Annotated in this window: 20 protein-coding genes; 14 read left to right on the plus strand and 6 right to left on the minus strand. The window is 63.5% G+C overall.

The genetic code is table 11. The features are described from left to right. Positions 1–14 precede the first annotated feature (14 nt). Both ACB039_RS13395 and recN read right to left on the minus strand, forming a co-directional pair. On the minus strand, positions 15–896 hold the full coding sequence (locus tag ACB039_RS13395; RefSeq protein WP_139751141.1) for a DHH family phosphoesterase: 882 nt from the start codon (positions 894–896) through the stop codon (positions 15–17). A 535-nt stretch (positions 897–1,431) separates the two neighbouring features. Then, complete coding sequence (gene recN / locus ACB039_RS13400; RefSeq protein WP_139751142.1) at positions 1,432–3,096, minus strand: DNA repair protein RecN; 1,665 nt, start codon at positions 3,094–3,096, stop codon at positions 1,432–1,434. Between the two features lie 323 nt (positions 3,097–3,419). Here recN and ACB039_RS13405 point away from each other — a divergent pair, with 323 nt between their 5' ends. Continuing rightward, positions 3,420–4,580 (plus strand): diguanylate cyclase, encoded by a 1,161-nt coding sequence (locus tag ACB039_RS13405; protein ID WP_371165853.1) that lies wholly within the window; start codon positions 3,420–3,422, stop codon positions 4,578–4,580. A gap of 39 nt (positions 4,581–4,619) precedes the next feature. On the opposite strand, the gene nadK is transcribed toward ACB039_RS13405, so the two are convergent. Beyond that, positions 4,620–5,504, minus strand: a complete 885-nt coding sequence (gene nadK, locus ACB039_RS13410) for an NAD(+) kinase (RefSeq protein WP_025327679.1) — start codon at positions 5,502–5,504, stop codon at positions 4,620–4,622. 265 nt (positions 5,505–5,769) lie between these two features. Between nadK and grpE the strand changes: the two genes are divergently transcribed. From grpE to ACB039_RS13450, 8 genes are all read left to right on the plus strand, one after another. Continuing rightward, positions 5,770–6,345 (plus strand): nucleotide exchange factor GrpE, encoded by a 576-nt coding sequence (grpE, locus tag ACB039_RS13415; protein ID WP_025327678.1) that lies wholly within the window; start codon positions 5,770–5,772, stop codon positions 6,343–6,345. A gap of 334 nt (positions 6,346–6,679) precedes the next feature. Beyond that, entirely contained in the window at positions 6,680–8,608 is a 1,929-nt protein-coding gene (gene dnaK / locus ACB039_RS13420) for a molecular chaperone DnaK (protein WP_371165854.1), read from the plus strand. A 112-nt stretch (positions 8,609–8,720) separates the two neighbouring features. Continuing rightward, positions 8,721–9,857: a molecular chaperone DnaJ gene (dnaJ, locus tag ACB039_RS13425; RefSeq protein WP_005330311.1), complete on the plus strand. Its 1,137-nt coding sequence runs from the start codon at positions 8,721–8,723 to the stop codon at positions 9,855–9,857. Positions 9,858–10,119: 262 nt separating this feature from the next. Then, the gene (locus tag ACB039_RS13430) at positions 10,120–11,610 is read left to right on the plus strand and encodes a carbohydrate porin (protein ID WP_371165855.1); all 1,491 of its coding nucleotides are present in this window, start codon (positions 10,120–10,122) and stop codon (positions 11,608–11,610) included. Positions 11,611–11,722: 112 nt separating this feature from the next. After that, the gene (locus ACB039_RS13435; RefSeq protein ID WP_290071718.1) at positions 11,723–12,700 is read left to right on the plus strand and encodes an aminoimidazole riboside kinase; all 978 of its coding nucleotides are present in this window, start codon (positions 11,723–11,725) and stop codon (positions 12,698–12,700) included. Positions 12,701–12,771: 71 nt separating this feature from the next. Then, positions 12,772–14,136: a sucrose-specific PTS transporter subunit IIBC gene (locus ACB039_RS13440; RefSeq protein WP_290071717.1), complete on the plus strand. Its 1,365-nt coding sequence runs from the start codon at positions 12,772–12,774 to the stop codon at positions 14,134–14,136. Then, complete coding sequence (locus ACB039_RS13445) at positions 14,136–15,551, plus strand: glycoside hydrolase family 32 protein (protein ID WP_371165856.1); 1,416 nt, start codon at positions 14,136–14,138, stop codon at positions 15,549–15,551. Before ACB039_RS13440 ends, ACB039_RS13445 begins: the two co-directional genes overlap by 1 nt. 27 nt (positions 15,552–15,578) lie before the next feature. Next, positions 15,579–16,589 (plus strand): substrate-binding domain-containing protein, encoded by a 1,011-nt coding sequence (locus ACB039_RS13450; protein ID WP_371165857.1) that lies wholly within the window; start codon positions 15,579–15,581, stop codon positions 16,587–16,589. Positions 16,590–16,675: 86 nt separating this feature from the next. Here the strand turns inward: ACB039_RS13450 and ACB039_RS13455 are convergent, their stop codons facing one another. The 3 genes from ACB039_RS13455 to ACB039_RS13465 form a co-directional block, all read right to left on the minus strand. Beyond that, entirely contained in the window at positions 16,676–17,404 is a 729-nt protein-coding gene (locus ACB039_RS13455; RefSeq protein WP_042649827.1) for an MgtC/SapB family protein, read from the minus strand. A 238-nt stretch (positions 17,405–17,642) separates the two neighbouring features. After that, the gene (locus ACB039_RS13460) at positions 17,643–18,047 is read right to left on the minus strand and encodes a hypothetical protein (protein WP_290071715.1); all 405 of its coding nucleotides are present in this window, start codon (positions 18,045–18,047) and stop codon (positions 17,643–17,645) included. Positions 18,048–18,412: 365 nt separating this feature from the next. Next, on the minus strand, positions 18,413–18,598 hold the full coding sequence (locus ACB039_RS13465; protein WP_043132505.1) for a DUF2892 domain-containing protein: 186 nt from the start codon (positions 18,596–18,598) through the stop codon (positions 18,413–18,415). A gap of 92 nt (positions 18,599–18,690) precedes the next feature. Between ACB039_RS13465 and ACB039_RS13470 the strand changes: the two genes are divergently transcribed. From ACB039_RS13470 to ACB039_RS13490, 5 genes are read left to right on the plus strand one after another with little or no spacing between them, the layout of a single operon-like run. Beyond that, on the plus strand, positions 18,691–19,005 hold the full coding sequence (locus ACB039_RS13470) for a helix-turn-helix transcriptional regulator (protein ID WP_171268779.1): 315 nt from the start codon (positions 18,691–18,693) through the stop codon (positions 19,003–19,005). Further along, on the plus strand, positions 19,005–19,418 hold the full coding sequence (locus tag ACB039_RS13475; RefSeq protein ID WP_371165858.1) for a YeeE/YedE family protein: 414 nt from the start codon (positions 19,005–19,007) through the stop codon (positions 19,416–19,418). The genes ACB039_RS13470 and ACB039_RS13475 overlap by 1 nt, the downstream gene beginning before the upstream one ends. 13 nt (positions 19,419–19,431) lie before the next feature. Continuing rightward, positions 19,432–19,878 carry a DUF6691 family protein gene (locus ACB039_RS13480; RefSeq protein ID WP_371165859.1) on the plus strand — a complete coding sequence of 149 codons (447 nt, stop codon included), beginning with the start codon at positions 19,432–19,434 and terminating at the stop codon, positions 19,876–19,878. Between the two features lie 41 nt (positions 19,879–19,919). After that, the gene (locus tag ACB039_RS13485; RefSeq protein WP_371165894.1) at positions 19,920–20,975 is read left to right on the plus strand and encodes an efflux RND transporter periplasmic adaptor subunit; all 1,056 of its coding nucleotides are present in this window, start codon (positions 19,920–19,922) and stop codon (positions 20,973–20,975) included. After that, positions 20,968–24,144 carry an efflux RND transporter permease subunit gene (locus ACB039_RS13490; protein ID WP_371165860.1) on the plus strand — a complete coding sequence of 1,059 codons (3,177 nt, stop codon included), beginning with the start codon at positions 20,968–20,970 and terminating at the stop codon, positions 24,142–24,144. The genes ACB039_RS13485 and ACB039_RS13490 overlap by 8 nt, the downstream gene beginning before the upstream one ends.

Here is a 24,144-nt window from a genome sequence, read left to right on the forward strand (position 1 = left end):
GGCTGGCTGGGGGCTTATGACAGCTGTCGGGTCAACCAGGGAAGCCCCTCTTTCTTGCGGCTGAGGGCCCCCGCCAGGTGAACCGGCTCGGCTGGCAGTATGCCCCTGCTGGCAAAGTGGAGCTCACTGCTCCCCCTGGCCAGATCGGTCAGCATCAAGACATAGCCGTCCAGCGAGTCCAGGGTCAGCCTCTGTGCCATGGCGTGATGCAACTCCTCCATCCGGCTGTGGATCTGGCTCGGGTCCATCACGCAGATCTGGCTGACCATGAGGGAATGGCTCGCTATCTGATAGGCCTTCTCGTCGGCAACGATCAGCTCACACAGGGGGGTATCGCCCAACTGGGTGCGCCGCTCCAGCAGGGTCTGGGCAAAGGGGGCCAGGACCAGATCGGCGATGGGCAGCAGCCGCTCGACCGCGAGCCTGTCCTCTGCCGTGGTGGTGGGGGAGGTGAAGTTGAAGGTGTCGCTGATGATGGCCCCAAGCAACAACCTGGCCTGGGTGCGGGACAGATTGTCATGGCCCATCAGCTCCAGCAGCACTGTGGCACTGCACCCGACCGCCCTGATCCAGGCGTCGAGGGGGCTACGGGTGATGAGGGTGCCGATGCGGTGGTGATCGATGAGGCCTTGCACATCGGCCTCGGCCAGCCCCTCCGGCCCCTGCTCCAGTTCGCTGAAATCCACCAGAAAGACCGGCTTGTTGGCGACGCTGCCCGTCAGAACCGGGGGGGCCGCCACGCCCGCCGTCTCCAGGATGAAGCGGGTCTCGGCAATGGGTTCACCCAATGTATAGGCCTGGGCGGGACGACCCTGACGATTGAGCCAGTCGGCGGTGACCAGCGCGGTGCAGATGCTGTCGCTGTCGGGATTCTTGTGGCCAAAGACATGAAGCATGAGGTGGTTCCTGATGTCGGGTGATGGTCTCGGCCGCATGTCGCGGCGCCGGGCCAGAGGGGGCCATGGGGCCCGAGTCGGTTCCACTCTACTGTCTGGCGGCCAGGGGGGCAAATTCGGCCTCTCTTCGCTTGGGGCGCCGAGGGCTGGGGGAGGTGCCAGGTGCACGCCATCGACCCAAGCCCTTGGTGGCACTTGGCGCCTGGCTGCCAAGGCATAGGGTGGCCCTGTGCTAGTGCCGGGGCCCATCGCCCCCTGGCAGATTGCCGGGGGCGATGGCTCGGCGCCTCGGGCAGGCCGTGCAATGAGGCCAGGATCCGCTGCTTTGGGCAGGCAACCGGGGAAGTTGATCACTGACCCCCGTACCGGCAGCTGGGTGGCTCTCCCTCCGATCAGGTCACCATGAAGGTTGATGACATGCCACTTAGGGCTGGCGTCGGAAGGTTGATGACTCACTTACGCTCATGTCGACGAAGACTGGATGGCTCGCCGCCCCGGAGGCGGCGAGCGGCGTCGATGGCTTGCCGCACCGCCCTCAGGAGGCAAGCAGCTCGCGGGCATTGGCCAGGGTGTTGTCGGTGATCTGATCCCCACCCAGCAGACGGGCCAGCTCGTTGAGGCGGGCACCCTGGTTGAGTGCCTGCATCTGGGTCTCTGTGGTCTTGCCGTCCGTGTGCTTGCTGACCACCATGTGCTGGTGGCCCTTGCCGGCCACCTGGGGCAGGTGGGTGACAACCATCACCTGGGTGGATTCGCCGAGCTGGCGCAGCAGGCGGCCCACCACGGCCGCCGTCGGGCCGCTGATCCCCACGTCCACCTCGTCGAAAATCAGGGTGGGGGTGGAGATCTTGCGGGCACTGATCACCACTAGGGCGAGGCTGATGCGCGACAGCTCGCCGCCGGAGGCCACCTTGCCCAGCGGCTGGATAGGCTGCCCGGGGTTGGTGGTGACCATGAACTCCACCCGGTCTATGCCGAGGGGGGAGAGGCTGCTCTGGGCGTCGGGGCGGACCTCGATGGCGAAGCGGCCATCGGGCATCGCCAGTTCGTGCATGCTGGCGGTCACCTGGGTGGCCAGCTCCAGGGCATAGCGCTGACGGCTCTGGCTGAGCACCTCTGCCGCCTGGACAAAGGCCTGACGGGCCTCGGCCAGTTCATCCTCCATCCCCTCCAACCGCTCCTCATCTGAGTGGAGGCGGGCGAGATCGCTGGCCAGCTCCTGATGGTGCGACGGGAGATCCGCCGGCTTGACGTGGTGCTTGCGGGCCAGATTGATCGCCTTGGAGAGGCGGGCCTCCAGCTCGTTGAAACGCTCGGGATCCAGTTCCAGCAGATCCAGATAGCTGCGCAGCTCGCTGTGGCTCTCCTGCACGCCGATCAGGGCTTCGTTCAGCATGCCGAGCACGTTGCCAAGGCGGCTGTCCATGCCGACCAGGGTCTCGGCCCTGTCCACCGCCACCTGCAGCAGACCGGCTATGGTGGTCTCCTCGTTGTCATAGAGCAGGTCGAGGCAATAGCCGCACTCCTGCATCAGCTCGGTGCCGTTGGCGAGGCGCTGGTGCTCCTCTTCGATGGCCTCAAATTCCCCGGGTTGCAGGGCGAACTCGTCCAGCTCCTGCACCTGATACTCGATGAGCTGGCGACGGGCCTCCCGCTGCTGCTGCTCGGCCTTGAGGCGGTTGAGCTCGTTCTGCAGCTGGCGCCACTGCTGATAGTGCTGGCGCACCTCATCGAGCAGCAGGTGGTGACCGGCATAGCCATCCAGCAGGGCGAGCTGATAGTCAGGCTTGAGCAGCAGCTGATGCGCGTGCTGGCCGTGAACGTTGACCAGCAACTGACCCAGGCTCTTGAGCTGCACCAGGGGGACTGGGACGCCGTTGATGTAGCTGCGCGAGCGCCCCTCGGCGGAGAGTACCCGCCGAACTATGCACTCACCGTCGTTCTCCAGCTCGTTGGTGGCGAGCCAGGCGCGGGCGGCCGGGTTGCCGTCCAGCAGGAAACGGGCACTGACTTCCGTCTTGTCGCTGCCCGGTCGCACCATGCTGGCTTCGGCCCGCTCGCCGAGGCAGAGGCCGAGGGCGTCGATGGCAATGGATTTGCCTGCCCCCGTCTCCCCTGTGATGCAGGTCATGCCGGATTGCAGATCGAGTTCGAGAAACTTGACGATGGCGAAGTTGTTGACGGTCAGCTGGGTCAGCATGGTCTCATCCTGTATGGGTCAACATTACTGTGTATGCATCCAGTATATACTGGTCTTATATACAGTAAAGTGTGCGGGGCGGGATTTTTTGCCGGGCAAAGGGGGTGAGGGGCTGTGCGAGGTGCCACACCTAGCCGTCATGGCATCCCATGGGCGATGTGTCCTTAGGGGCCAGGTGCGCGATCAGCCTGTATTGGTTCACCTTTATGGGGTCTTGTCGAGGCAGTGAACTTGTGGAGTCGGGGTGGCTGAGACACACTCGAGACAGGCATGGCTCGGGTTCAACGGGCAGGCCACCATGCTTTCACCAAGGATGCATCTAGATGATCCACACCCCGACCCTGCTGTTGATCTCCCTGGCAATCAATCTGATGTCGGCACTGCTCATGTTGTTCATCCATTTCTTGAAGCCTGGTCGGCGCAACTTCCTGTTCTGGTCCCTGTCGGCCTTCCTCTTCTCCTTCTCCATCTTGCTGCTCAGTCTGGGGATAGGGAGTGGTTATCCGGCCCTGGGGATCAGGGTCGGTGGCCTGGTCTCCCTCATGAGCATATTGCTGTTGTTGGCCGGCTTTTATGCCCTCTATGGCCTGTCCTGGCGCCCCCGCACCCTGTGGGGAGGGGTTGCCCTGCTGTTGGTTGCCTATCTGGGGCTGTCGAGCCATTTCGAGGTGCGCATGGTGCTGGCCCTGATGGAGTCTGTGGTCTACCTCTGGTGTGCTTGTCTCATCGTCTCCCTCAGCCGGCACCAGAAGCGGGTACTTCATGCCGTCGCCGTCATCTACCTGCTGCATTTCACCATACTGCTGAGCCAGGGGTTGCTGCTCCTGCTGGGGGCCACTGGCCCCGTGAGTGAGGGAGACTGGCTGCTCGATGGGATCTTCTTCATGCACATGGTGTTGACCATAGGCTCGGTATTGCTGCTGCCCCTGGTGGCCTATGTGGAGGCGGAGCAGGCGCTGCTGGCCCTCTCGGAGCGGGATCCCCTCACCGGGGTGCTCAACCGGCGCGGCCTGTTCAGGCAGGGGGAGCGGGCGCGGCCAGGGCAGATGCGCTGCGTGGTGGTGCTCGACATCGATCACTTCAAGCGCGTCAATGACCGATTTGGTCACGGCTGCGGTGATGAGGTGATCCGGTACGTGGCCAGGGTGCTGGTGGCCGAGACGCGCAAGGATGATCTGGTGGGGCGCATAGGTGGCGAGGAGTTCGCCATCATCATGGGAGGGGTGAACGGCCAGATGGCCCATGACATTTGCGATCGGATCCGCCGCCAGATAGAGACTGGCTCCCGTCAGGGGACCTGCCCGCCGTGCGAGGGGGTGACGGTCAGTGTGGGGGGCGTCTGCGCGGGCGCTGAGTCAGGGCTGGCGCACTTGCTGACGAAGGCCGATGAGGCCATGTACAGGGTCAAGGCGGCGGGGCGAAATGGCGTGCATCTGCAGCTCGAGCCCGGACCGCTTCGGCTGGTTGAGGGCGGCGAGGGCTAGGCTCTCGCCGCCAGGCTTGCTGCGGCCCGGGCCCGCCTTCTAGAACAGCTTGCTGCCCCAGCCGAGCTTGTTGCGCAGCACGTGGAAGTAGCTGTAATCCAGCGGGTGCACCAGATGCAGCTTGTGCTGGCTCTTCTTGATGAGGATCTCGTCCCCCGGGTGGACCGCCAGGGTCACCTGGCCGTCGCAGCTCACCTGCATGGCGTCATCCTGATTGTCGGGGGAGACCAGCAGCCGCACCTCGCTGTCCGCGTCCAGTACGATGGGACGGCTGCTCAGGGTGTGCGGGAACATCGGCACCAGCGTGATGGCGTTGAGCTTGGGGGTGAGGATGGCGCCCCCCGCCGACAGGGAGTAGGCGGTGGAGCCAGTGGGGGTGGCCACTATGATGCCGTCCGAGCGCTGGCTGTACATGAAGCTGCCATCGATATAGACCTCGAACTCGATCATGTGGGCTATCTTGCCCGGGTGCAGCACCGCCTCGTTGACCGCCAGGTTGCTCGACTTGCGCTCGCCGTGGCGATAGACGGCGGCCTCCAGCAGGAAGCGGTGCTCGCTCTTGAAGTGGCCGGAGAGCACCTGCTCCAGGGGCAGCAGGTAATCCTGGGGGGAGAGATCGGTCAGGAAGCCGAGGTTGCCCCGGTTCACCCCTATCACCGCCACATCGAACCGGGACAGCACCCGGGCCGCCCCCAGCATGTTGCCGTCACCGCCGACGACGATGGCCAGATCCGCCTGCTCACCGAGCTGCACCAGATCCATCACGTTGTCACCCAGCATGCCAAGGGTCTGGGCGACCCGGCTCTCCAGCAGCACCCGAAAACCGCGGGTACTCAGGTATTGATACAGGCCGCTGAGGGTCTGGTTGGCCCCTTCATGATGGGGCTTGCCGATGAGGGCAACGGTTTTGAACGGAGAATCCATAGGTTATCGGGTCTGGGGGAAGTCTTGCGGGGAGTATACCGCGCTTTGCCGGGGATTTGTCTGTCTCCATGGCCCTTGGCGCAATCGGCCCCGAAAAGCGGCAAGCTGGCCGGCTGGCGGCAGGCATTGTGCCTGATATGGCCTTTTCCCCTTGAAAGCCGGGGCTGCGTCCCCATAATAGCGCCAACACAGGGTCCGTTGACGCGTGTCGCTTACCTGAACGTCAGCAACCCCTCATAAGTAACCCCTGAATATTGGAGATGTCATGAGCCACGAAGAACAAAAGGTTGAAGCGATGGAGCAAGTGGAAGTCCAGCCAGTCGAGCCGACCGATGTAGACAGTGAAGTGACAGCCGAGCAGGCCCGCATTGCCGAGCTGGAGGCCCAGTTGGAGGCAGCCCAGCAGGCATCCCTGGAAGAGCGTGAGCGCGCCGTGCGTGCCGTCGCCGAGATGGAAAACCTGCGTCGCCGCGCCGCTCAGGACGTGGAGAAGGCACACAAGTTCGCGCTGGAGAAGTTCGCCGCCGAGCTGCTGCCGGTGCTGGACAACCTGGAGCGTGCCATCGAGCTCGCCGACAAGGAGAGCGAAGCGCTCAAGCCGATGATCGAAGGGGTCGAGCTGACCCTCAAATCCATGCAGAGCTCGGTGGCCAAGTTTGGCCTGGTCGCCCTGGATCCGCAGAACCAGCCGTTCGACCCCAACGCCCATCAGGCCATGAGCATGATAGAGAACGCCGAGCTGGCGCCCAACACCGTCATCGCCGTGATGCAGAAGGGCTATGAACTCAACGGTCGGGTGATCCGTCCGGCCATGGTGATGGTCTCCAAGGCCCCGGCCTGAGCTCCGTCCCTGTGCTGAGCCCGCCGCTCGGCGGGCTTTTTATTGGTAGCGGCGCCATCAGGGTATTTGTTGGCGCCATTTGGCAAGCACTCTTGCGCCCAAGGGGCAAGAATGCGCGGTTTTTTAAGGTCAGGGCTTGAAGCGTCGGCTTGAGACCCCATATAGGTGGCAAGGCCACGGCGGCATCTGATTTCAGTGGCATGGAAATTTAGGTGACACGGAAAGAATTTGATGTCGGGTGCTTGAAAGCCACAGTGGCAGGCCCCACCTAGCCGTTAACGTATTTAAGGCGAGCCCCTCGCCAGTTTATTCAAAGTATTTGGAGATTCGTCAAATGGGTAAAATCATCGGTATTGACCTGGGTACTACCAACTCCTGCGTTGCTATTCTGGATGGCGACCATGCTCGCGTGATCGAGAACGCGGAAGGCGACCGTACTACTCCGTCCATCATTGCCTATGCCGATGACGGCGAAATCCTGGTTGGTCAGCCGGCCAAGCGCCAAGCCATCACCAACCCGAAGAACACGCTGTTCGCTATCAAGCGTCTGATTGGCCGTCGTTTCGAAGATGAAGAAGTACAGCGCGATCTGAAGATCATGCCGTACGCCATCGCCAAGGCTGACAACGGTGACGCCTGGGTAGAAGTCAAAGGCAAGAAAATGGCACCGCCGCAGATCTCTGCCGAAGTGCTGAAGAAGATGAAGAAGACCGCCGAGGATTACCTGGGCGAGCCGGTGACCGAAGCGGTCATCACAGTACCGGCCTACTTCAACGACGCCCAGCGTCAGGCCACCAAGGATGCCGGTCGCATCGCTGGTCTGGATGTAAAACGCATCATCAACGAACCGACTGCTGCGGCCTTCGCCTATGGCGTGAACAAGGTCAAGGGCGAGCGCAAGGTTGCCGTCTATGACCTGGGCGGCGGTACCTTCGATATCTCCATCATCGAGATCGACGAAGTGGAAGGTGAAACCACCTTCGAAGTACTGGCGACCAACGGTAACACCCACCTGGGTGGTGAAGACTTCGACAACCGCGTCATCAACTACCTGGTAGACGAGTTCAAGCGTGAGCAGGGCATCGACCTGCGCAACGACCAGCTGGCTCTGCAGCGTCTGAAAGATGCCGCCGAGAAAGCCAAGATCGAGCTCTCTTCCGCCCAGCAGACCGACGTCAACCTGCCGTACATCACCGCAGATGCCACAGGTCCGAAGCACATGAACATCAAGGTGACCCGCGCCAAGCTGGAATCCCTGGTGGAAGACATGGTGAAAGACTCCCTGGAGCCGGTTCGTGTCGCCCTGAAAGACTCCGGTCTGGCGGTTGGCGAGATCGACGACGTCATCCTGGTGGGTGGCCAGACCCGTATGCCGCTGGTTCAGAAGACCGTTGCCGACTTCTTTGGCAAAGAGCCGCGTAAAGACGTCAACCCGGACGAAGCCGTGGCCATGGGTGCCGCCATCCAGGGTGCCGTACTGTCCGGTGACAAGACCGACGTACTGCTGCTGGACGTGACCCCGCTCTCCCTGGGTATCGAAACCATGGGTAGCGTGATGACTGCGCTGATCGAGAAGAACACCACCATTCCGACCAAGAAGTCCCAGGTGTTCTCCACTGCCGAAGACAACCAGTCTGCCGTGACCATTCACGTGCTGCAGGGTGAGCGCAAGCGCGCCAGCGACAACAAGTCCCTGGGCCAGTTCAACCTGGAAGGCATCCGTCCGGCACCGCGCGGTCTGCCGCAGATCGAAGTGACCTTCGACATCGACGCCAACGGCATCCTGCACGTCTCTGCGAAAGACAAGGAGACCAACAAGGAGCAGAAGATCACCATCCAGGCCTCCTCTGGTCTGTCTGATGACGAGATCGAACGCATGGTACGCGAGGCGGAAGCCAACGCGGCGGAAGACAAGAAGTTCGAAGAGCTGGTGCAGACCCGCAACCAGGCTGACGGTCTGGTCCACTCGGTACGCAAGCAGGTGACCGAGGCCGGTGACGCCCTGCCTGCGGACGACAAGACCAAGATCGAGACTGCACTGTCCGAGCTGGAAGCCGCCATCAAGGGTGACGACAAGGCTGCCATCGAAGCCAAGCAACAGGCCCTGATGGAAGCGTCCCAGAAGCTGATGGAGATTGCCCAGCAGCAGGCTCAGGCGCAAGGCGCCGCGGGTGCTGATGCCGGTCAGTCCTCTTCTTCCGCCAAGGCTGACGACGACGTGGTTGACGCCGAGTTCGAAGAAGTGAAAGACGACAAGAAATAAGCCCAACCCAGATGGGCAGAGCAGACTCTGCCCATCGGCTCAGTCAATGATTTCACGGGCGTTGGGTAACCAACGCCCGTCTGCATAACGGCTCAAGTAGAACAGGATGAGTATGTCGAAGCGCGATTTCTACGAAGTGCTCGGGGTATCGAAAGGTGCCGACGAGCGCGAGATCAAGAAGGCGTACAAGCGTCTGGCGATGAAGTATCACCCGGATCGCAATCAGGGTGATGCCGCATCGGAAGAGAAGTTCAAGGAGGTCAAGGAAGCTTACGAGGTCCTGACTGACGAGAACCTGCGTGCCCGCTATGACCAGTACGGTCATGCCGGCGTGGATCAGAGCCAGGGCGGCGGCCATGGCGGCTTCGGCGGTGGTGCCGATTTCGGTGACATCTTCGGCGATGTGTTTGGTGACATCTTCGGCGGTCGTGGCGGTGGTCGTCGCGGTCCGGCCCGTGGCTCCGACCTGCGCTACAACATGGAGTTGACGCTGGAAGAGGCGGTGCGCGGGGTCTCCAAGGAGATCAAGATCCCGAGCCAGGTCCACTGCGAGGTGTGCAACGGGTCCGGTGCCCACACCGGCAGCCAGGCCCATACCTGCCCGACCTGCCACGGCTCCGGTCAGGTGCAGATGCGCCAGGGCTTCTTCGCGGTGCAGCAGGCCTGCCCCCACTGTCATGGTCGCGGCAAGATCATCAAGGATCCGTGCCGCAAGTGCCATGGGGAAGGGCGCTACCAGAAGACCAAGACACTGTCGGTGAAGATCCCGGCGGGCGTCGATACCGGGGATCGCATCCGTCTCTCCGGCGAAGGGGAAGCGGGGGAGGCCGGCGCACCGGCCGGGGATCTCTACGTACAGGTCCACGTCAAGGAGCACGAGATCTTCGTGCGTGACGGCAACGATCTCTACTGCGAGGTGCCCATCAGCTTTACCACTGCGGCGCTGGGCGGTGAGATCGAAGTGCCGACCCTGGATGGCCGAGTCAAGCTCAAGGTCACGGCAGAAACCCAGACCGGCAAGCTGTTCCGCCTGCGAGGCAAGGGCGTCAAGTCCGTGCGCTCCGGCCAGGTCGGGGATCTGATGTGCAAGGTGGTGATCGAGACTCCGGTCAAGCTGACCGAGACCCAGAAAGATCTGCTGCGCCAGCTGGACGAGTCCTTCAGCGGTGCCGCCGCCAAGACTCACAAGCCGAAATCCGAAGGCTTCTTCGAAGGGGTGAAACGCTTCTTCGACGACCTGACCAAGTAACCGCGACCTGCGTGACCCAAGCCGGCCTTCAGTGCCGGCTTTCTTTTTGCCTGCGATTTGCCCCGGATCCGCCCTATTGAGTGGATCCCGATGAGGGATCCTCCTCACAACTCCCGTCGGTTTTCCCTGTGCAAACGTTACGCTGATCACAAGTGGCTGAAACGGTTTAGCTGGTATATTGAGTTAGCTAAAGCGGTTTAGCTATTCTCTGCTCGTCCATAACAACAGCGCCCGGACGGGCGGCAGATGACAGGTGAGGAAGATGACGATGTTCAAGAGCAAGTTGGCGCTGGCGGTAGCGCTGGGATTGGGGATGAGCAGCCCGCTGTGGGCGGCCGAGGGCGGTATAGAGGCGCGTATGGCGGCGCTGGAGGCGCGAGTGCAGGCGGCAGAGTCCCGCGCCGCCGCCGCCGAAGCGCGGGCAGATGAGGCCCAGAGCAAGGCGAGTGAGGCCCGGGAGACAGCAGTGGTGGCCAAGGCCCAGAGCGAGAAGGTGGACAAGCAGACCGCCGGTGCCCAAGGCTTCGAGTTTCACGGCTACGCCCGCTCCGGCCTGCTGGTCAACAGCAACGGCAACGGCGGGCGCGGCGGTCCCTACGTGACGCCAGCCGGCTCTGTGGGCGGGGCCGTGGGTCGCCTTGGCAACGAGGATGACACCTACATGGAGGCCAACCTGCTGAAGACCCAGACCTTCGACGATGGCAGCTGGGCCCGCTACAAGCTGATGCTGGCGGACGGGGTGGAGACCAGCAACGACTGGACCGCCAGCGATTCGAGCCTCAACACCCGCCAGGTGTTTGCCGAAATAGGCGACCTGGCGAGCTTCAGCGGCCCCTTCCAGCACTCGGTGCTCTGGGCGGGCAAGCGCTTCGATCGGGACAACTTCGACATCCACTGGCTCGACTCGGACGTGGTCTTCCTGGCCGGGACCGGTGGCGGTGTCTACGACGTGCAGCTGGCCGACAGCTGGAAGGCGAATTTCTCCCTCTACGGGCGCGACTACGGCGACATCAGCGCCAGCGGCCTCTCGGACATAGAGAGCTACATCCTCACCATGAACAACCGCTTCGGCAACTGGCAGTGGATGCTGAACGGCCTCTCCGCCAAGGACAACGAGGCGCGCATCAACGACGGCGGCGTTGGCAGCGAGGCGGCGAACAAGGGGGCGCACACCCTGGTGGCCTACCACGCCGACAGCTTCTTTGGCATCAACCCCGGCTTCTCCAAGGCGGCGGTGCTCTACGGTCATGGCCTGGGGGCCGAGCTCAAGGGGCTGGGCTCCGACAGCGAGTTGCTGCCGGACGCCGATGCGGTGCGCCTGGCAGTGTTCGGTGCAACCGATCTTTCTCCGCGCTGGCGTGTCGCCCCGGCCCTGCTGGCGGAGCAGAGCCAGGATCGCTACGTGAAGGGGGACGAGTATCAGTGGCTGACCCTCAACACCCGGGTGGCCCAGGTGCTGAGCCAGAACGTGGAGCTGGTCTACGAGGCCGCCTGGCAGTACATGGACCTGGATCCCAAGGGCTACAAGGGACGGCAGGCGGTGAGCGGCAACTTCACCAAGCTCACCTTCGCGCCCACCTTCAAGGCGCAGACCGCCGGCTTCTTCGAGCGGCCCGAGTTGCGGGTATTCGCCACCTGGATGGACTGGTCCTCCGAGCTCGACAACTACGCCAGCGACGACGCCATGGGCCAGAGCGATTTCACCGCCGGTGGTGAGTGGAACTTTGGCGTGCAGATGGAAACCTGGTTCTAGTTCGTTATCCCGATCACAAAAATGGCAGCCGGCGCCGGGATCTATTGGTTAGCTAAAACGGTTTAGCTGATAATGCCGACCAAGAGAACAGAGCCCGGCTCTGGCAAATCCTGTGCAGCAGTGGAGTAGCAAGGTGACGAATCGTGTGTGGGTAATGGGGGATGCGGTGGTGGATCTTATCCCGGAAGGGGAGGTGCACTACCTCAAGTGTCCGGGCGGTGCGCCCGCCAATGTGGCGGTCGGGGTGGCACGGCTTGGTGGCGATGCGGCCTTTATCGGCCGGGTCGGCGCCGATCCCTTCGGCCGCTTTATGGCCGAGACCCTAGTGGCGGAGGGCGTCGATATCCGTCATCTGACCCAGGATCCGGCCCATCGCACCAGCACAGTGCTGGTTGCGCTCGATGACGAGGGTGAGCGCAGCTTCACCTTCATGGTGCGCCCCAGTGCCGATCAGTTCCTGAGCCCCGCCGATCTGCCGGTCTTCCTGGCCGGGCAGTGGCTGCTGACCTGCTCCATCGCCCTGGCCAACGAGCCGGTGCGCACCAGCTGCCTGCACGCCATGGCGGCCATCAAGGCGGCTGGCGGGCGAGTCTGCTTCGACCCCAACCTGCGCCCGGAGGTGTGGGGCAACCCGGCCGAGATGCTGCCCGTGGTGCGCGAAGCCATCGCCCTGGCGGACGTGGTCAAGCTCTCGGTGGAGGAGCTGCAATTGCTGAGTGGTCTGGACGATCTGGCCGCGGGCTTGGCCACCATACAAGGGCCCGCCCTGGTGCTGGTGACCCGGGGGGCGGCCGGTGTGGTGGCCCGTTTGGATGGCGAGTTGCTGGAGTGGGTGGGGCCCAAGGTGACCCCGCTCGACACCACGGGGGCGGGGGATGCCTTTGTCGCCGGTCTCCTGGCGGCGCTGGCCGGGCGTTCGTCGCTGCCGACGCTGGTCGAGCTGCCCGCCATCCTGGCTCAGGCCCACGGCTGCGGGGCGCTCGCCACCACCGCCAAGGGGGCCATGACGGCGCTGCCCACCCGCACCCAGCTGGATGAATTTTTGCTATTGGGCGCGATCGAGCGCAAGCGGCCGTTGATCTGCGGCTAGAACCGCAGCTCAACAGCCCTTAATCTCATATGACAAGGGCCCGCCAACTGGCGGGTCATAAGAGGAATAATATGAATATCAGTGCGATAGCCAAGGATCTGGTGCCCCTGCTCGGGGGCAGTGAGAACATCGTCAGTGCCGCCCACTGCGCCACCCGGCTGCGGCTGGTGCTGGCGGACGACAGCAAGGTGAACAAGGCCGCCATCGACAAGCTGGACGGGGTCAAGGGGTGCTTCAGCAACGCGGGTCAAATTCAGGTGATCTTCGGCACCGGTCTGGTCAACAAGGTCTATGCGGAGTTTGTGGCGTTGACCGGCACAGGCACCGCCAGCAAGGCGGAGTTGACCGACATGGCGACGGCCAAGCTCAACGTGGCCCAGCGCCTGGCGCGGACGCTCTCCAACATCTTCGTCCCCATCATTCCGGCCATAGTCGCCTCGGGTCTGCTGATGGGGCTGCTCGGCATGGTGCGCACCTACGGCTGGGTCAATGCCGACAGCGCGCTGTTCGTCATGCTCGACATGTTCAGCTCGGCGGCCTTTATCATACTGCCGATCCTGATCGGCTTTACCGCGGCGCGGGAGTTTGGCGGCAACCCCTACCTCGGGGCAACGCTGGGGGGCATTCTGACCCACCCGGCCCTGACCAACGCCTGGGGCGTGGCGGGCGGCTTCAAGACCATGGACTTCTTCGGGCTGGATGTGGCCATGATCGGCTATCAGGGCACCGTCTTCCCGGTGCTGCTGGCGGTCTGGTTCATGTCCCATCTGGAAAAACAGCTGAGAAGGCGCATTCCGGACGCCCTGGATCTGATCCTCACCCCGTTCTTGACCGTCATCATCACCGGCTTCGTGGCGCTGCTCTTTATCGGCCCGGCGGGTCGGGTGCTGGGGGATGGCATCTCCTTCGGTCTGAGCGCCCTCTATGAGCAGGCGGGCTGGCTGGCGGGGCTGGTGTTTGGCGGGACTTATTCGCTTATAGTCATCACCGGCATCCATCACAGCTTCCACGCTATCGAGGCGGGGCTGCTCACCAATCCGGCCATAGGCGTCAACTTCCTGCTGCCCATCTGGGCCATGGCCAACGTGGCCCAGGGCGGTGCTTGCCTCGCAGTCTACTTCAAGACCCGCGACGTGAAGATCAAGGCCATTACCGTGCCGGCGGCCATGTCCTGCCTGCTCGGCATCACGGAGGCCGCCATCTTTGGCGTCAACCTGCGCTACATCAAGCCCTTCCTCGCCGGCCTGTTCGGCGGGGCCTGCGGCGGTGCCTACGTGGTGGCCGCCAAGGTGGGCATGACGGCGGTGGGTCTGACTGGCATCCCCGGCATGGCCATCGTCCAGCCCATGAGCCTCATCCACTACGTCATCGGGCTGGTGATCGCCTTTGGCGCTGCCTTCGCAGCCTCCTACCTGCTCAAGTACAAGGTGGAGTGATGAAGGAAAGCCATTTTCTCAACCAGGTTGTCCGGTCCCTGCTGGCCGGACAGCTCAAGGCGGCGGCCGATCCCCATCGGCCCCGCTGGCACCTGGCAGCTCCAGTGGGGCTGCTCAACGATCCCAACGGCTTTATCGAGCACAACGGGCGCTATCACCTCTTCTACCAGTGGAACCCGCTTGGCTGCGAGCATCGCAACAAGGGCTGGGGCCACGTCAGCTCCACCGATCTGCTGCACTGGCAGCACGAGCCGGTGGCGCTGTTGCCCACCGAAGCCTATGAGAGCCACGGCTGCTATTCGGGTTCGGCGGTCAGCGACGAGCAGGGGCGCCTGACCCTCATCTACACCGGCAACGTCAAATACCCGGATGGCAGCCGCACCGCCTTCCAGTGTCTGGCTCGCGCCGACGGTGAGGGCGGTTTTGCCAAGCTGGGACCTGTGCTCAATTTACCTGAAGGCTACAGCGGCCATGTGCGAGACCCCAAGGTGTGGCACGACGGCCAGCAGTGGCTGATGGTGTTGGGAGCGCGCACCCTGGACGACAAAGGGGAAGTGCTGCTCTATCGCGGTGATGCGCTGGATGCCTGGACGCTGGTGGGCCCCATCGCCGGCAGCGGGCGCGGCGGTCTTGGCGAGTTTGGCTACATGTGGGAGTGCCCTGATCTGTTCGCGCTTGGTGAGCGCCATGTGCTGATCAGCTGCCCGCAGGGGATTGCCCCGGTGGGCGAGGATTATCGCAACCTCTACCAGTGCGGCTGGCTGGCGGGCGACTTCGACGGCGAGCGCTTCGCCCACGGGGATTTCCACGAGCTGGACAGGGGCTTCGAGTTCTATGCGCCGCAAACCACCCTGGACAGTCAGGGGCGTCGCCTCTTGTTCGGCTGGCTGGGTCTGCCGGAGGAGAACGAGATGAGCCAGCCCACTATCCCCTATGGCTGGATCCACCAGATGAGCTGCCCGCGGGAGCTCTTCTGGCAGGACGACTGGCTCTGCCAACGGCCGGTGGTGGAGCTTGAGGCGCTCAAGGGAGAGCAGACCCATTTCGAGGGGACGCTCGGCGAATTTCCGGGGCTGGCCATCGACTCGGCCTGGCTCGATCTGGATCTGTGCGGGGAGGGTAGCCTCTGGTTTGGCGCCGTGGCCGAACTGGTGTGGCAGCAGGGGCGCATCAATTTGCGGCGCCAGAACTGGCAGAGCGGCGCATGGGAAACCCGCAGCAGCCCATGGGCTGGCGGGCGGATCACCGTGTTGTGCGATCGCTCCAGTCTGGAGTGTTTCATCGATGAGGGGCGTCACAGCCTGTCTGCGCGCTACTTCCCCGGAGAAAAGCCGCAACTTTCATCGGGTAACGGCGATGATGGCTGCAAAATTTGCCTTGATCACTGGCCGCTGGCGGCCTGCCTAGTACAATAGCCCGGTTCTAGTCAGCCGGGAGGCCAGGTGGAGAAGAAGAAACGGATCACGATTGCCCAGATTGCCGAACTGGCGGGGGTGTCCAAGGCGACCGCCAGTCTGGTGCTCAACGGCAAGAGTGCGGAGTACCGGATCGCCGACGATACCCGCAAGCGCATTCAGGCGGTGGCGGACGAGTGTCACTACCTGCCGAGCTTTCACGCCCGCTCCCTGCGCGAGACCCGCAGTTACACCTGGGGCTTGGTGATCCCCGATCTCACCAACTTCGGGTTTGCCAGCATAGCGCGCGCCCTCGAGGCCCACTGCCGGGAGGCGGGCATCCAGCTGCTCATCGCCTGCTCCGAGGATGATCCCGCCCTCGAGCAGCGGGTGGTGGACAACCTCATCAGCCGTCAGGTGGATGGGCTGATTGTTGCCTCCAGCGGCCACAGCGATGACATCTATGCCCGCATTCACGACCGCCTGCCGGTGGTGCAGCTCGACCGTCACATCGGCGAGTCGCGCCTGCCCATGGTCATTTCGGACGCCTGCAAGGCCACTGCCGAGCTGGTGCGGGACATGGCGAGCGAGTGCGGCAAGGAGATCTACTACTTCGGCGGCTTGCTGGATCTCTCCCCCAGCCGTCACCGGCTGGCCGGCTATGAGCTGGGGCTTCACCGCGCCGGGCTGGAGGCAGACCCGGCCCGGGTGCGCCATAGAGACTATCAGCCGAGCTCCGGTTATCAGCTGATGGCCGGGCTGGTGGCCGAGCTCGGCGCACCGCCCCGTGGACTATTCACTGCCTCCTTTACCCTGCTGGAAGGGGTGCTGCGCTATCTCAACGAGGCGGGATTGATGGAGACGGGGATGCGGCTCTGTACCTTCGACGATCACGACCTGCTCGACTGCATTCCCATGCGCATCGACTCGGTGGCCCAGGATTGTCCGGCGCTGGCCCGCGCTGCCTTCGAACTGATGCAGCAGCTGATTGTGGGTAACCCTCCTGCGCAGACTGCGCAGGTGATCACCCCCCGGGTGCGCTGGCGCAGTCGCCGCTAGTCACGCCGGCTCGTCAGTCCGATATGAAAAAGCCCCGCCAATCCTGGCGGGGCTTTTTGTTGGCCGACATGGCGGGGCTGCACCCTTCAATCCGTGGTGCTGGCACGCCAGAAGATCTGCTTGATGCGGGGATGCTCTCCCAGCGTCTTCATCAAGGCGTCGAGCTCGTCGCCGTCGATGGAGGTGGCGAGCAGCACCGCCGAAATCTCGATGTCCTGGTCCCCGAACGGCTCGATATCCAGCTCGCTCAGGGGGTAGTTGGCCTGCTCCAGCTTCTGCTCCAGCCAGGGCAGCACCTCCTTCTGATGAGTGCGGCGGATGAGTGCCGTGACGCGGTAAGTCACCTCGGTGTCGGTATTGTCCACCGGATGACGGTTGATCTGATTGACCAGAGGACGCAGCAGGGTGTTGGCGGCCAGCACAAACAGGGCGCCGAGCACCGCCTCCATGGCGAATCCGGCGCCGCTGGCCGCCCCGACCGCCGCCACGCCCCACAGGGTGGCGGCGGTGTTGATGCCGCGGATGTTGCCCGATTCGCGCATGATGACGCCGGCACCGAGAAAGCCGATGCCGGAGACGATGTAGGCCACCACGTGCACCACTCCGTAGCTGCCGCCGTACAGGTCATAGATGCGTTGGGCCAGGTTGACGAACAGGGCAGCTCCCACGGCGACCAGCACGTTGGTGCGAAGGCCGGCGGTACGCTGTCGGTACTGGCGCTCCAGTCCGACCAGGCTGCCCAGCACGAAGGCGAGCAACAGGCTGGCCAGGGTGTCGAGCAGGGCGAGAAAATCGAGTTGTTGCCACATTCTCATGAGGTACTCCTTCTGATCAGTGATGGCCTCGCGCAATCCATGATGGCACGCCAGGTGAGATGGCGGATGAATCGCAAGGATGTGCGTGCGACAGGCCTGCATGAAAAATGCACGCTGGGACGCGGTTCGAATGCCCCTTGGCTCTGGCTCCGGGCATGCCAAGGGGGAAGGGAGCCTGCCTGGCCGGCCCCCGATAGTGCCGATGACCCGGATTACTGCGTGGGCAAGGTGAGCGCCGTCAGGTGCGCTCGGGATCGCCGCCGCGGCGCGGACGCAGTTCCCAGCGTACCGGATGGTCTGCCCCGACCTGATGGACAAATTGCACCAGATAGCGCCGCTGGGGCGGGGTGCACTGGAGGTTGAGCACCAGCTCACGCCCGCCGCTGCGACCCGGTGTCATGGACTGCATGGGGTGCAGCCCGGCCGGTTGCAGGGTGTGGTTCACCATCTCCAATACCTGCTCCAGATCGGCGCGATCCTCGCAGCGGATCTGCAGCCGGTAGTGGTGCTGGCGCGGTTTGCCGCCCAGCCAGCGCGGCAGCATGCCAAGGCCGAGCTTGCTCAGCAGGGGATGAGCCCGGGTAGCAACGGAACCTGTTGCGACCGCGCGATCCGCAGCGGGTTTGATTGAGATAAAACGCATAGCAGCCTCCTTGTGGGAAGCAGAAACTATGCAGGCAAGGCGCCCGTGGCGGTTGGCCAGGGTCACCCGACGTCAAGTGTAAAAAGAGAAGAGGGGAGTGGATTTCCGCTTCTCGCAGGGTTGCGAGTTGCGGCAGAGGGACTCTGCGGCTAGCTCGCGACCGAGGTGCCGACGATGAGGGTCGGCGTGCATCTGTCACTTGATGAGTTGCCCACCGATGGTCTCCGCTAGTGATAAAGAGGCGATATGGTAGCCGATGTGGCAACTGGGGTAAACCCTGGGGCTCTGACAGCAACATATTGAAACAAAATGGGGTTTTACCACGAGGGAGCCATAGCTCCCTCGTTTTCATCGTCCGGTCTAGGCTATTTCATGCCCATGCGCTTCAGGATCATGGCGGCGGGGCAGAAGCCGGTGAACGCACTCTGTATCAGGTTGACCCCGACAAAGACGCTCAGCCAGACGAAGCCCGGGTGGACCCAGGCAGTGAGCAGCAGCGACAGCAGCAAGATGCAGCCTGCGACCACTCTAACTCCGTTATCGACTGTCATGTGTCTCTCCTCTTTTTTGGTTATTTAGTGGTTGCTAATTTAGTGTTGATTTATACAATAGACTAAATATCAGCAATTGCTAATTTATGCTTATGAGCCCATTCGACGAGATGCACAGACACGCGACGGCGGCCGCCTCCCTGCTCAAGGCGTTGGCCCACCCTGAGCGCCTGATGGTGCTCTGCCAGCTGGTGGAGGGGGAAAAGGGGGTCGGGGAGCTGTTGGCCCACAGCCAGCTCGGGCAATCGGCCTTCTCCCAGCAACTGTCGGTATTGAAGCGCCATGGCCTGATCCGTTCGCGCAAGGTCTCCCAGCAGATCTACTACTCGCTGGTGAGCGAGGCGGCCGCCGATGTGCTGGGGGCGTTGCAAACCCATTTTTGTCACTCAGAAAATAAGGAATCTTGATGATGGAAAGCCAATGGCTGCTCTCGTTGGGCGGCGGCATGCTGGCGGGGCTGTCGGTCCTGATCCTGATGTTGTTCAACGGCCGGGTTGCCGGGATCAGCGGCATTCTGGCCGGTGCGCTGCAACACCGGGCGCCCTGGCGGGTGCTGTTTTTGCTGGGGCTCGGGGCGGGCGCCTGGTTGGCGCTGACTCTGGGCTGGGCCAGCATGCCCGCATTCACCACCCTGCCCGGCTGGCCGGTGGTGCTGCTGGCCGGTCTGCTGGTCGGGGTCGGTACCCGTCTTGGCAATGGCTGCACCAGCGGCCACGGCATCTGTGGCATGGGGCGGCTCTCCCTGCGCTCCATCGTCGCCACCCTGACCTTTATGGCGGCAGGCTTCATCACCGTCTTCGTCACTCATCATCTGCTGTAAGGGGCTGATCGCCATGAAGTTGCTGACAAGTTTGTTTGCGGGCCTGCTGTTCGGGCTGGGGATGGCCATCTCTGGCATGGTGGATCCCGCCCGGGTCACCGGTTTTCTCGATCTGGCGGGGGCCTGGGATCCCAGCCTGGCCTTCGTGATGGGAGGCGCCCTGCTGGTCTTTATGCCGGGTTATTTTCTGCTGGTGAAACCCCGTCGACAGAGTGTGCTGGGTGAGCCCATCGTCGCCGTCCCCACCCCCAGGCTGGATCGCCGCCTGATCGGCGGGGCCGCGCTGTTTGGCATCGGCTGGGGGCTGGTGGGCATCTGCCCGGGGCCAGCCTTGAGTCTCATTTCCAGCGGGCAGCCCATGATAATGTTGTTTATAGCGGCCATGGTGGCCGGGATCTTGCTGGTCGACCGGGTGCTGGTTCCCGCATGGAACAAGGCTTGCCAGCCCCATACCGCCTGATCCCGTGAAGTGACTGATGACGCCAGGGAAGGAGAGTGATGATGGAAAAGATCCGGTTGCTGGGGATCACCTTGTTGGTGATGACATCGCAGGCCATGACATCCACCCAGGCCCTGGCCGCAGCAGGGGAGCCTATTGCCCCACTGACAGAGCCCCCGCTGACAGTGGCGCCACAGCCGGTGACCGACTGGCTGACGCTGGATGGCACCGTCAGCGCCATCCATCAGGGGACGGTGGCGGCCCAGACCAGCGGCCGGGTCTCCCGCATGCTGGTGGATGTGAACGATCAGGTGCAGGCGGGGCAACCGCTGCTGGAGATCAGCGGCAAGGAGCAGTTTGCCGCCGTCACGGGGGCCGAGGCGCGGCTGGCCCGGGCGCAGGCCCAGCAGGTGGAAGCAGAGCGCCAGCTCGCCCGCTTTCAGGCGCTGATCGCCAAGGGGGTGATCACCCGCGCCCAGCTCGATAATGCCCAGGCGACTGACCGCGCCGCTCGCGCCGAGGTGAATGCGGCCGATGCGGCCCTCACCCAGGCCCGCGAGGCCTACGGTTATACCCGCATTCTGGCCCCCTACGCCGGTGTGGTGACCAAGCGGCTGGTAGAGCTGGGGGAGACGGTGGCCCCGGGTACGCCGCTGCTGTCGGGCTTCTCCCTCGACACATTGCGGGTGGAGGTGGAGTTGCCACAATCCGCCCTGACGCTTGCTCGTGAGCCTGCGGATGTGCAGGTGCTGCTGCCGGATGGCAAAACCGTTACCCCCGCCAAACTGATCCGCTTCAACTATGCCGACAGCCAGAGCCACGCCTTCAGGTTGCGCCTCGACCTGCCGCCGCAAACCGCCGGGGTATTGCCCGGCATGTGGCTCAAGGTGCAGCTCAAACAGGGTGAACGTCAGGTGTTGCAGGTGCCGGTACGTGCCCTGCTGCGGCAAGGGGAGTTCAACGGCGTCTATCTGCAGCAGCCCGTTGGCTGGGCCCTGACGCCGGTGCTGGTCGGTCACTGCTTGGCGGGGCAGTGCGAGATCCTGGCCGGGCTGCAAGCCGGTGACAAGCTGGCCCCCGATGCCTGGGCGCAGCAGCAGGAGGCGGCCCATGAGTAGCGAGCTGAGCGGCAACAGGGAGAGGCTGGGGCCTGCCGGTCGGCTGGCTGCGCTGTTTCAGGGCTCGGCCATCACCCCGCTGCTGGCGCTCGTGGGGCTCTTGCTCGGTCTGTTTGCGGTGCTGGTGACCCCCAAGGAGGAGGAGCCGCAGATCGATGTCACCTTCGCCGATGTCTATATCCCCTTCCCGGGGGCCAGTCCGGCGGAGGTGGAGTCTCTCGTCACTACTCCTGCCGAGCAGGTGGTCTCCCAGATAAAGGGGATTGATACGCTCTACTCCTTCTCCCAACCCGATGGCGCCCTGCTGGTGGTGGTGTTCAAGGTGGGGGTGAGCCGCGAGCAGGCCATCGTCGATCTCAACAACCAGCTCGACTCCCACCGCGACTGGTTGCCACAGGGGATCGGGGTCGGTCAGCCGCTGGTGAAACCCCGGGGGATCGATGATGTCCCCATCGTCAGTCTCACCTTATGGAGCAAAGAGTGGAACAAAGAGGGGAGCAAGCAACGGGGTGCCCCCGAGCTGACTCGGGTCGCCCATGAGTTGGAGACCGAACTCAAGCACATTCCCGGTACCCGCGATATTTACACGCTGGGCAGCCAGAGCGCCGTGCTGCGGGTGATGCCGGATCCGGCGGCCCTCAGCGCCCACGGCATCAGCTGGGGCGAGCTGAGCAAGCGACTGGCGGCCGCCAATGAGGTGGGCACAACACAGACCATCGAGCAAGACAACAGTGAGATCAAGGTGCAGGTGGGGCAGTTCCTGCAAAGCGAGCAGGAGGCTAGAGAACTGGTAGTGGGGCTGCACGACGGCAAGCCGGTCTATCTGGGGGAGGTGGCCAGTGTCTCTCTGGGTCAGGAGACTCCGACCAAGCGCAGCTGGATGGGGATAGGGCAGGCCAGTTATCCGGCGGTGACACTGGCCATCGGCAAACAGCCTGGCCAGAACGCGGTCGAGGTGGCCAAGCGGGTGGAGGCGCGGGTCGAGAGTTTGCAGAACCGGCTTATCCCTGCCGGGGTCGAGGTGACGGTGACCCGTGACTATGGCGTCACCGCCGAGACCAAATCCAACACCCTCATCGGCAAGCTGATCTTTGCCACCACGGCGGTGGTGCTGCTGGTGCTGGTGAGCATGGGTTGGCGCGAGGCGCTGGTGGTGGGCGTTGCCATCGTCATCACCCTGGCACTGACCCTGTTTGCCAGCTGGGCCTGGGGCTTTACCCTCAACCGGGTGTCGCTGTTTGCGCTGATCTTCTCCATCGGCATTCTGGTGGATGACGCCATAGTCGTGGTGGAGAACATCCACCGCCATCGCGGTCTGGGCAAGGGGGCGCTCAAGGATCTTATTCCGGGAGCGGTGGACGAGGTGGGGGGGCCGACCATACTGGCGACCCTGACCGTCATCGCGGCCCTGCTGCCGATGGCCTTTGTCAGCGGCCTGATGGGCCCCTACATGAGCCCCATCCCCATCAATGCCAGCATGGGGATGCTTATCTCCCTGCTGGTGGCCTTTATCTTCTCACCCTGGCTGGCGAGCCATTTGCTCAAGGGGGAGGTACACGGTGCCCACGGCGAGGCCAAGGTCGGTCTCTTTCACCGGCTGATGACCCCTTTCCTGATCGGTGACGGCGCCAAGCGTGCCAGACGCAAGCTCTGGCTGGTGGTGTTGCTGCTGGTCGGGGCGGCCGCCGCCATGCCGGTGGTGCAGTGGGTGGTGCTCAAGATGCTCCCCTTCGACAACAAGTCGGAATTCCAGCTGGTGCTCGACATGCCGGAGGGGGCGACCCTGGAGCAGACCGAGCGCACCCTGCTGGCGGTCGGGCGAGAGCTTGCCAAGGTACCGGAGGTGAAGGATTACCAGATCTACGCCGGCACCGCCGCCCCCATCAACTTCAACGGGCTGGTGCGTCACTACTTCATCCGCAGCGGTGCCAACGTGGGGGATATTCAGGTCAATCTGGTGGACAAGCATGAACGGGATCGCAGCAGCCACCAGATTGCCCAGTCGGTCCGGGCGTCGCTGCAGACCATCGCCAGCGCGGTGGGGGGCAACCTCAAGGTGGTGGAGGTGCCCCCCGGTCCGCCGGTCTGGTCACCCATAGTCGCCGAAATCTATGGCCCGACGCCGGCCGCCCGTGAAGCGGCTGCCCGCGCCGTACAGGCCCGCTTCGTGGCCACCGCGGATCTGGTGGATGTGGATATCTATCTGACCGACCCCCAGCCCAAGTGGCGGCTGGTGGTGGATCGCAGCAAGGCGGCCCTGCTCGCGGTCGATCTCGGGGATTTGGTTAGCACCCTCAATGGTGGCGTGGGCTATCAGGATGCCAGCTGGCTGCAGGGGCACGGCGCCAAGTATCCGGTGCCGATCCGCATCGAACTGGCTCCCGGTGACAAACGGGATCTGGCGGGCGTACTGGCCCTCAAGGTGCGCAGCCAGAGCGGCCAGCTCATCCGGGTATCCGAGCTGGTGAGTCGCCGCGATGAGGTGGCTCCCAGCTATATCATGCACAAGAACATGCAGCCCATGGTGATGGTGGTGGCCGACATGGGCGGCCATGCCGACAGCCCGCTCTACGGCATGTTTGCCGCCGGTGCCGACATCTCGCTGCCCCAGTATTACGTGCAGCAGCCCGACAAACTGGGAGAGGTGGCGCTGTTGTGGGACGGGGAGTGGAAGATTACCTACGAGACCTTCCGCGACATGGGCATCGCCTACGGGGTGGGGATGATCCTCATCTACCTGCTGGTGGTTGCCCAGTTCCGATCCTATCTGGTGCCGCTCATCATCATGGCCCCCATTCCACTCACCCTCATCGGGGTGATGCCGGGTCACGCCCTGCTGGGGGCCCAGTTCACCGCCACCTCGATGATCGGGATGATCGCCCTGGCCGGGATCATCGTACGCAACAGCATCCTGCTGGTGGACTTTATCGAGCAACAGCGGGCGAGTGGTGTGGTGTTCGAACAGGCAGTGATTGTGGCGGCCCAGGTGCGGGCCAAACCCATCATGCTGACGGCGTTGGCGGCGATGATCGGGGCCCTGTTCATCCTCGATGATCCCATCTTCAACGGCCTGGCCATCAGCCTGATTTTCGGGATCCTGGTCTCCACTCTGCTCACCCTGGTGGTGATACCCTTGCTCTATTATGCCCTGCTCTCCCGACGCTCATGA

The organism is Aeromonas sp. S2(2024) (genome assembly GCF_041402505.1).
Taxonomy (GTDB): Bacteria; Pseudomonadota; Gammaproteobacteria; order Enterobacterales; family Aeromonadaceae; genus Aeromonas; species Aeromonas media.

Bases quoted from the DNA above. Each gene is read 5' to 3' on its own strand.
- ACB039_RS13395 (WP_139751141.1), bottom strand. From the start codon at position 896: ATGCTTCATGTCTTTGGCCACAAGAATCCCGACAGCGACAGCATCTGC.
- ACB039_RS13480 (WP_371165859.1), top strand. From the start codon at position 19,432: ATGAAGTTGCTGACAAGTTTGTTTGCGGGCCTGCTGTTCGGGCTGGGG.
- dnaK (WP_371165854.1), top strand. From the start codon at position 6,680: ATGGGTAAAATCATCGGTATTGACCTGGGTACTACCAACTCCTGCGTT.
- ACB039_RS13475 (WP_371165858.1), top strand. From the start codon at position 19,005: ATGATGGAAAGCCAATGGCTGCTCTCGTTGGGCGGCGGCATGCTGGCG.
- ACB039_RS13455 (WP_042649827.1), bottom strand. From the start codon at position 17,404: ATGAGAATGTGGCAACAACTCGATTTTCTCGCCCTGCTCGACACCCTG.
- dnaJ (WP_005330311.1), top strand. From the start codon at position 8,721: ATGTCGAAGCGCGATTTCTACGAAGTGCTCGGGGTATCGAAAGGTGCC.
- ACB039_RS13445 (WP_371165856.1), top strand. From the start codon at position 14,136: ATGAAGGAAAGCCATTTTCTCAACCAGGTTGTCCGGTCCCTGCTGGCC.
- grpE (WP_025327678.1), top strand. From the start codon at position 5,770: ATGAGCCACGAAGAACAAAAGGTTGAAGCGATGGAGCAAGTGGAAGTC.
- ACB039_RS13440 (WP_290071717.1), top strand. From the start codon at position 12,772: ATGAATATCAGTGCGATAGCCAAGGATCTGGTGCCCCTGCTCGGGGGC.
- ACB039_RS13465 (WP_043132505.1), bottom strand. From the start codon at position 18,598: ATGACAGTCGATAACGGAGTTAGAGTGGTCGCAGGCTGCATCTTGCTG.
- ACB039_RS13490 (WP_371165860.1), top strand. From the start codon at position 20,968: ATGAGTAGCGAGCTGAGCGGCAACAGGGAGAGGCTGGGGCCTGCCGGT.
- ACB039_RS13470 (WP_171268779.1), top strand. From the start codon at position 18,691: ATGAGCCCATTCGACGAGATGCACAGACACGCGACGGCGGCCGCCTCC.
- ACB039_RS13405 (WP_371165853.1), top strand. From the start codon at position 3,420: ATGATCCACACCCCGACCCTGCTGTTGATCTCCCTGGCAATCAATCTG.
- ACB039_RS13430 (WP_371165855.1), top strand. From the start codon at position 10,120: ATGACGATGTTCAAGAGCAAGTTGGCGCTGGCGGTAGCGCTGGGATTG.
- recN (WP_139751142.1), bottom strand. From the start codon at position 3,096: ATGCTGACCCAGCTGACCGTCAACAACTTCGCCATCGTCAAGTTTCTC.
- ACB039_RS13485 (WP_371165894.1), top strand. From the start codon at position 19,920: ATGGAAAAGATCCGGTTGCTGGGGATCACCTTGTTGGTGATGACATCG.
- ACB039_RS13460 (WP_290071715.1), bottom strand. From the start codon at position 18,047: ATGCGTTTTATCTCAATCAAACCCGCTGCGGATCGCGCGGTCGCAACA.
- nadK (WP_025327679.1), bottom strand. From the start codon at position 5,504: ATGGATTCTCCGTTCAAAACCGTTGCCCTCATCGGCAAGCCCCATCAT.